Below are 7517 nucleotides of genomic sequence, written 5' to 3' on the forward strand. Positions count from 1 at the left end.
TTTGAGATTTTTGGCCAGTGCATTAGCCAGAGCCTGCAACTGTTTTTCGTCCATAAAGTAACCTGCTTTTGATGTTGGATTGAACATATCAAAATCAGGCAATTACACAAATTTATGTACAGGCTCAAGTTAGATGTTTTCAGGCAACGCGTCGTTGCAAAACGGTGGATGGAGCGTTATCCCCTGTTGCAGCTGATCGTTCCCGCATAATCACAACAGGTAAATGCGAAATTATCATTATTTTCTCATTACTTATTGAAGGTTGAGGCCGATCTTTTAATCCAGACACTGGTGCATGCAGTCAATGAACATGTTCATCGCGGGGCTAACCGTTCTGCCTGCATGATATGCACAAAGCGCAGTAATCGATGGCGGAGTCTCGGAAAATGGCAGCTCCTGCAACTCGCCCGATGCCAGTTCCCGCAACACACTGAAACGTGGCAAAAACGAAATACCCAAGTTGCTGGCCACACATTGCTTTATGCTCTCAATGCTCCAGAGTTCAATGGTGCTCTCAAACGTTATCTTTCTCTCGCGAAGGGAAGATTCAAAAATTTGCCTGAACACACACTGAGGCTCATTGATAATGAAGCTGACCGGAATGTGCTGCTCCCTTTGCGTAAAATCGACGTGCTGAAGCTGCGGGGACGCAACAAGCACCAGTTCCTGCTGCCCGAAGTATTCCATGTGCAGCGCATCATCATTACCGACGCGATAAAAAACGCCCAGATCCGTGTGGTCAGCCAGCAGAGAATCACGAATGACATAGCAGTTGACCGACTGAAGCGACAGACGAACTTTTGGTGCTTTTTCTCTGAATAACCTGAGAACTTCCGGCATTTTATAGGCCAGCAGTGTTTCCCCTACCATGATCCGTAAATCCCCAGTGATATCTTCCTCACTGGAAGAAATCTGACGGATCCCGTCCAGTACACGCGTCAGCTCTCTCACTCTTGGCAGCAGTAATTTCCCGGCTGGTGTTAATACCATACGGCGGCCCACTTTCTCAAAAACCGGGTACGCCAGTTCCTGCTCTAACTGCTGGATCTGAAAAGTAATGGTCGATTGGGTACAGCACAGTTTCCGGGCGGCTTGTGCAAAAGAGCCTTCCTCAACCACCGTTTTAAAGGTAATGAAGCGACGCAGATCCATATAGCCCCCAAACATATCGAAATATTGAAAATCTGATATTGAAAAAATTCGCTTTTTTGAATGTTTCTGGACGGATAATATACGGCAGGACTAAGGAGATCACAAGTGACATCAACCATTATCAGTGGGTTTTTAACCTACACATTGATTACCGCATTGACCCCCGGACCCAACAATATCCTGGCACTTAGCTCGGTAAATCAGTATGGCCTGCGCCGCAGTATTCGCGTTTTGATGGGCATGAGCGCGGGGTTTCTGGTTCTTATGCTTGTCTGCGGCGCGTTTACCTTTACGCTGATTAGCCTTCTTCCTTCATTAACCCGATGGCTGGTTTGGATCGGTGCGGGATATATCCTCTGGCTGGCATGGCGTATTGCTTCCCGTTCGCCAACCACATCAAACGGCAGCGGGCACCCTCTCAGTTTTTGGGTAAGTTTTTGGCTGCAATTTGCCAACGTTAAGATCATTCTTTACGGTATCACCGCCTTGTCTGCATTCGTTTTACCCTATACACAGGATATTTTTTGGGTAACGGCGGTCAGCATCCTTTTGGCAGTGATTGGCTGTGTGGGAAATCTGGTCTGGGCGCTGGCGGGGCATCTGTTCCAGTCGCTTTTCCGCAGGCATGGCCAGGTGGTCAATCTGGTGCTGGCTTTGTTGCTGGTTTACTGTGCTGCCCGGATGTTTTTCTGACGCATTCTGAATTGCCCAGAATCTTACGGTCTGTCCCACATAAATTACATGTAGGCTCTGCCCATTTCTGGCTCAAACCGATTCACGTCCATGACCCTTATGGGCGATACAGCACGGAATCAGTTAGCCCCATCCCGCAACCTATAGCAGATATTTTGCCCGGTCACAGCGTCCTAAGCATACAGATGCCACAACTGTTATGGCCCGTATTGCCCAGCCTTTCAGGGAGATGGCGAAATCCGAAAGCCTCATAGAGTCGAACGGCATCCTTCAGTTCGTCGAGCGTTTCGAGATAGCAGGCGCGGTACCCCATGTCAGCGGCCTGCGCAATAATAAAGGCGATCATTCGTCTGCCCATCCCCATGCCTTTAACGTCACGGCTGAAATACAGCTTCTGCATTTCACACGTTCCTTCCTCACCGGCAAGCGGAGCGATTCCAGCCCCTCCGACAATTTCGCCATTGGCCTCGGCAACCCAGTATCCGGTGCCGGGCTGGCTATACACCTCGCTTAACCGCCCAAGCTCGGGATCGTGGAGGCTGACGCCCTCCAGATGGTCTATTTTATTATCCCGAAAGCTGTTGCGGATGATCGCAGCGATAGCCGCATTGTCTCTGGCCTCAATAGGCCGGAAGCGCATCCCCGCTTCACGCTGGCGTCGTGCGTTGCGCAAGCTGCCAGAGAATCGCGTGATAGTTTCCAGAAATTCCGCAACCTCTTCCTCTGCGGATGAAGCAAGGGCTTCCTCGGTGAACCGGTCAGCATTCTCTTCCAGAAATAAGAGCCGTTGCTTTCCGGTTTCGCTCAGCCGGAAGGTTGACGCCCTACCATCCTGATCGTCATGTTCCCTCAGCAGATACCCTGTCTCCATCAGGCTCCGAAGCGCACGGCTCATGCTGGCCTTTTCAACGCAAAGCCTTGCAGCCAGCTCGGTTGCGCCGGAAGGTTTACTGTTCAATTCAATCAGAATGTGACTCTGAAGGGGGGATAACTCCGTTCCGCTGCTTTTACGGCTGAGCATCCCCAGCTCTCTGACCATTTCGCGCAAGGCTGCACGGAACTGACGTACTTCGTTTTTTTTCATAGATGTGGCCTGCCTTGAATGACTATGGCAGATGATACACAAACTAGTTAACGACGTTAACTAGTTTGTGTATCATGGCTGAACATTCGCACACAGGTGGTGGGTTATGAAGCATCAGAAATGTCATGATAAAGTTCTTCGCCGGATCGTTGCAGCGACTACCTTGACGTTACTGTCGGGCTATGTGGTCATCCTGCTTCGTCATTTTTTCTTGTGACTAAGAAGACTCTGCTGCACCTATTTACCGAAATCAATATTCCCGGTAATCATTCAGTTTTTTATTATTTTTGAAAATACGTCGATAAAGGCACGCAATTTAGGTTGATTTCTTGAGGACTTCAGGAAGAGATCGTCATGTCTGGGGCAAAATCTGGCATCCGCGAAAGCACTGGGCGAGGCTGTCGTCAGCGCACTGCAAAACAAAGCGTGATAAGCCATTCAGATATGCGTCAGGCGTCATTGCCTGATGCATTATCTTTCGGCAATACCGGGATACTATAGCGGCGATACTGCTTGCGGTAATTCAAACAATCTCTTTAGACGATTTCCGTATTCAATAGATCGGTATCGTAAGAGTTGTCGATGGTGCACAGCCAACGGCATATCGCTTTCCTGGCGAAAGACATAAGTAGCACGACGCGTTGTCTCTACCGTACCGCCTTGTCCGTCGGGGAAACGAAGCAATGTTTCCATGATAACCAGCGCATTTCCTCCACCTTCAATGACCTGCATCTCTCCCTGTTTCACAACAAGTTGATCCTGAAAGTAATCAGAGATGGCAATAAAGGCTTTCCTGATATTCTCTTTTCCTTTAACGATCATACCTGGCTTAACCACCAGAGCGGCGTCTTCAGAATAGTGATCCATCAGTGAGTCAAAATCTCTCTTGGAGATTGCCACATCACAGGATTCAATGATGTGGCGTAACGGATGTGAGTGCATGCAAATTTATCCTGCTAAGTGACTGTCCGTGTTTACTATATCACCGAGTCACCCGCATTATCAGATCCGGTTATTCATCTCAGCGCATGGGTATTATGACTATCAAGCCGTTTTAATTCTGTTGGGATAAAGGCGGACAGCCTCACGCCGCCGACACCTGCCATTCACGCCCCGGAATCGCCTCCAGCAGTTGCCGGGTATAGACATGCTGCGGCTGCTGATACACCTGATAGGTCGGCCCTTGCTCCACAATATTGCCGGATTTCATCACGATAATGCGATCGCACACTTGTGCCGCCACGCGCAGATCGTGGGTGATAAAAATCAGAGACAAGCCCAGGCGTTGCCGCAAATCCGCTAGCAAAGCCAGCACCTGCGCTTGCACAGAGACGTCTAACGCCGATACCGGCTCATCGGCCACCAAAATCTTCGGTTCCACCGCCAGTGCGCGCGCCAAACCAATGCGCTGGCGCTGGCCGCCAGAGAATTCATGGGGATAACGGTTTATCGCGCCAGCATCCAGCCCCACCAGCGCAAACAGGGCTTTGACCTTCTCCAGCGCCTGCGCGCGTGGTACACCGCGAATCAGCAACCCTTTGGCGGCGATCTCACCTACCGTTTGGCGCGGGTTCAGCGAGGCAAACGGGTCCTGACACACCATCTGACTATCCCGACTCTGTGCACGCACCGCGCGAGAGTGCAGTTGTGCCAGATCGTGCCCATCAAAGTGAATTTCGCCGGAATCCGGCTGATATAACCGTACGATGCAGCGCGCCAGCGTCGATTTTCCGGAACTGCTTTCACCGACAATACCCAGCGTGCTGCCCTGCTGCAGCGTCAGGCTGACGTCCTGCACCGCAGCAACCTGCCGTTGGCGACGACGAAACAGCCCCGGCTCACGGAAGGTTTTATTAATGTTTTTCAAGGTGAGCAACGCAGGCTGCTCTTGCGTCAGGCGCGGCAGTGCCGGATGCAGCGACGGCACGGCGGCAATCAGCGAACGGGTATATTCATGGCGCGGTGCATACAACACCTGCGCCGCCGGGCCCTGTTCCACCAGTTCACCGTGGCGCATCACCGCCACGCGATCGGCAATATCAGCCACCACGCCGAAATCATGGGTAATGAACAGCACTGAGGTACCGCGCCGCTGCTGTAACTCGCGAATCAAACGCAGAATCTGTGCCTGTGTGATCACATCCAGCGCGGTCGTCGGTTCATCCGCGATCAGCACCAACGGTTCGAGCGCCAGCGCCATCGCGATCATCACGCGCTGGCGCTGGCCGCCAGAAAGCTGGTGCGGATAGGCACGCACCGTGGCGGTCGGGTCAGGAATATGCACATCTTCCAGCAAGCGCAGCACGCGTGCGTCCACGTCCTGCCTGGTCAGTTTGGGACGATGGATAAGAAACATTTCGGCAATTTGGTCACCTACCCGGTGCAGCGGATTAAGCGCCGTCATCGGGTCCTGAAAAATCATGCCAATGCGCGCACCACGCCACTGCCGGAGTTCTTCTTGCGTCAGTTGCAACAGGTCACGCTTCAAAGTTAATGCTCCCCTGCGTCGGTTGTACCCGCTCCGGTAGAAACCCCATGATGGCGCTGGCGGTCATGGATTTGCCCGATCCGCTCTCTCCCACCACACACAGAATTTCGTTATAGCGCAAGTCCAGCGACAGGTCGCGTAACGCCCAGGGGCGATCGGCATCCGGCGGCAACGCCACGCTGAGATGATTAATGGATAACAGTACGCTCATCGGTTTCTCAGCCTTGGATTCAATGCATCATTCAGCCCTTGCCCCACCAGGGAGACAGCGAGCACGGTCAATAAGATGGCCACGCCGGGAATGGCAGAAACGTACCACTCCTGTCGCAAGACACTGCGTCCGCCACCAATCAGGTTGCCCCACGAGGGCACGTTGGGATCGGACAAGTTCAGGAACGCCAGCGCGCTCTCCAGGAGAATCGCCACCGCCATGATCACACTGGCGTACACCACAATCGGCGGCAGTGCGTTAGGCAAAATCTCCCGGAACACGATGGGCATGTCACGCATCCCCATGAGCGCACCGCCTGCACAAATTCGCGGTGGTGCAGCGACAGAAACTCGGCCCGTGTCAGTCGTGCCGCAGGCGGCCAGGAGACCACGCCAATCGCCAGAATCACCGTCGACAGCGTTGAACCAAATACCGCCACCAACACCAGCAGCAACAAGAAGTTAGGCAGGATCTGAAACGCTTCGGTCAGGCGCATCAGCATGTCGTCTACCACGCCGCCGTAAAAACCGGCCAACGCCCCCACCACAATGCCAATAGCGATGGCGATGGCTGTCGCCACCACGCCAATGGTGAGTGACACGCGCGCACCGTGGAAGATCTGCGCGGCAATATCGCGCCCGGTATGGTCCGTACCCAACAGGAAACGGGCGTTGTGCAACGGCCACTGCAACGGACGCCCGGCCAGGCGCAGCGGATCGGCCGGGAAGAACCAGCCCGCAGAGAGTGCCATGCCGATCACCAGCACCAACAAGATCAAGCCAAACAGCGCGCTCGGGCTGCGCGCATAGCGTTTAAAAAAGTTCACCATCAGCCTTCACCTGCAATACGGGGGTCCAACCGGGCATACAGCAGGTCCACCAGAAAATTGATTGCTATCACTAACAGCGCAGAGACAAACACAATGCCGAGCAGGGTATTCAAGTCACGCTGCATTACCGATTCATAGGCCAATCGCCCCAGCTCCGGCAGCGCGAACACGCTCTCTACCAAACCGTGTTGGGCTCTGCCAAGCTGGTGCTGGAAAGTGGGCAGCATCCCGGTGCGTTGAAAGACAACGTCTGCTCCCCCGGCGGTACCACCATTGAAGGCGTCGCGGTATTGGAAGACAAAGGTTTCCGCGCAGCCATTTATCAGGCGGTGCGCGCCAGCACCTTGAAATCCGTGCGCCTGTCGCAAGACACCAAACCGGCCTGATGTTCATTCGATCGAGAGAAATGCTATGGCACACATTCATTTATTGGTGCAGGGCAAATGGCAGAAGCCATTATCCGCGCCGCACGGGTCAATCCGGCACTGACTGATGCACAGTTCAGCATTGAAGATATCGATGCCGAACGCGTCGCCACCCTGACGCACACCTATGCGTTGTCCGCTCAAACGCCGGATAGCGCGTTGGCAAACGCAGATCTGGTGGTGATTGCCGTTCGCCCACAGGATGATATTCCGGCCGTGGCGCAGCGCATTAACCAGCTTGCTTCTGCGCACAGCACGGTTGTCTCCATTGTGGCCGGTGTTACGCTGGCACAGTTGACGGCACTGTTGGGTGAAACGCGAGCCATCGCCCGCGTGATCCCGAACACCCTGACAGACACTGGCTACGGCTATAGCGGTGTGACGCTGAATCAACGTGCGCAGGCTGAAAAGCTCGATGGGTTCTTTACCGCATTCGGCAAAGTGCTGTATCTGGAAGAGCGTCTGATCGATGTCTTCACCGGTTTTGGCGTGGCAGGACCAAACTATATTTACCCGTCATTCCGCACCTGATTTTTCTTTTTTCGGGACTTGACGGTATTCTGAAGTTCTGAATTTATTACTGCTTTTTGCAGACCAATCAGCATGAGTACTCCCCACGTTACCATCCGTAACCT

The 7517-nt window shown here is 53.3% G+C and carries 8 protein-coding genes and 2 pseudogenes; 3 read left to right on the forward strand and 7 right to left on the reverse strand.

Annotated elements, in window-relative coordinates:
- Window positions 1–276: 276 nt before the first annotated feature.
- Entirely contained in the window at window positions 277–1152 is an 876-nt protein-coding gene (locus tag ACTBDZ_RS12885) for a LysR family transcriptional regulator (protein WP_438815612.1), read from the reverse strand.
- Between the two features lie 105 nt (window positions 1153–1257).
- Here ACTBDZ_RS12885 and eamB point away from each other — a divergent pair, with 105 nt between their 5' ends.
- Complete coding sequence (eamB, locus tag ACTBDZ_RS12890; protein ID WP_438815613.1) at window positions 1258–1845, forward strand: cysteine/O-acetylserine transporter; 588 nt, start codon at window positions 1258–1260, stop codon at window positions 1843–1845.
- A 163-nt stretch (window positions 1846–2008) separates the two neighbouring features.
- Here eamB and ACTBDZ_RS12895 read toward each other — a convergent pair whose 3' ends face one another.
- From ACTBDZ_RS12895 to ACTBDZ_RS12920, 6 genes and pseudogenes are all read right to left on the reverse strand, one after another.
- Window positions 2009–2929 (reverse strand): bifunctional helix-turn-helix transcriptional regulator/GNAT family N-acetyltransferase, encoded by a 921-nt coding sequence (locus tag ACTBDZ_RS12895; protein ID WP_438815614.1) that lies wholly within the window; start codon window positions 2927–2929, stop codon window positions 2009–2011.
- A 536-nt stretch (window positions 2930–3465) separates the two neighbouring features.
- A pseudogene (locus ACTBDZ_RS12900) lies at window positions 3466–3871 on the reverse strand (YybH family protein).
- 142 nt (window positions 3872–4013) lie between these two features.
- A complete protein-coding gene (locus ACTBDZ_RS12905) occupies window positions 4014–5417 on the reverse strand; it encodes a dipeptide ABC transporter ATP-binding protein (RefSeq protein ID WP_438815615.1) in 1404 nt (467 codons plus the stop codon).
- Window positions 5407–5628: an ATP-binding cassette domain-containing protein gene (locus ACTBDZ_RS12910; protein ID WP_438815616.1), complete on the reverse strand. Its 222-nt coding sequence runs from the start codon at window positions 5626–5628 to the stop codon at window positions 5407–5409. Before ACTBDZ_RS12910 ends, ACTBDZ_RS12905 begins: the two co-directional genes overlap by 11 nt.
- Window positions 5625–6457: pseudogene (locus ACTBDZ_RS12915) on the reverse strand (ABC transporter permease). Before ACTBDZ_RS12915 ends, ACTBDZ_RS12910 begins: the two are co-directional and overlap by 4 nt.
- Window positions 6457–6627 (reverse strand): ABC transporter permease subunit, encoded by a 171-nt coding sequence (locus ACTBDZ_RS12920; protein ID WP_438815617.1) that lies wholly within the window; start codon window positions 6625–6627, stop codon window positions 6457–6459. The pseudogene ACTBDZ_RS12915 and the gene ACTBDZ_RS12920 overlap by 1 nt, the downstream one beginning before the upstream one ends.
- A gap of 18 nt (window positions 6628–6645) precedes the next feature.
- Here ACTBDZ_RS12920 and ACTBDZ_RS12925 point away from each other — a divergent pair, with 18 nt between their 5' ends.
- Together ACTBDZ_RS12925 and ACTBDZ_RS12930 are read left to right on the forward strand one after the other, a co-directional pair.
- The gene (locus tag ACTBDZ_RS12925; RefSeq protein WP_438815618.1) at window positions 6646–6843 is read left to right on the forward strand and encodes a pyrroline-5-carboxylate reductase dimerization domain-containing protein; all 198 of its coding nucleotides are present in this window, start codon (window positions 6646–6648) and stop codon (window positions 6841–6843) included.
- Between the two features lie 42 nt (window positions 6844–6885).
- Complete coding sequence (locus tag ACTBDZ_RS12930; protein ID WP_438815619.1) at window positions 6886–7413, forward strand: pyrroline-5-carboxylate reductase family protein; 528 nt, start codon at window positions 6886–6888, stop codon at window positions 7411–7413.
- Window positions 7414–7517 lie beyond the last annotated feature (104 nt).

This window comes from Symbiopectobacterium sp. (genome assembly GCF_051710365.1).
Lineage (GTDB): Bacteria > Pseudomonadota > Gammaproteobacteria > Enterobacterales > Enterobacteriaceae > Symbiopectobacterium.

Excerpts from the sequence above, each read along its gene's own strand:
- ACTBDZ_RS12910 (WP_438815616.1), bottom strand. The coding sequence starts at position 5,628 with ATGAGCGTACTGTTATCCATTAATCATCTCAGCGTGGCGTTGCCGCCG.
- ACTBDZ_RS12885 (WP_438815612.1), bottom strand. The coding sequence starts at position 1,152 with ATGGATCTGCGTCGCTTCATTACCTTTAAAACGGTGGTTGAGGAAGGC.
- ACTBDZ_RS12895 (WP_438815614.1), bottom strand. The coding sequence starts at position 2,929 with ATGAAAAAAAACGAAGTACGTCAGTTCCGTGCAGCCTTGCGCGAAATG.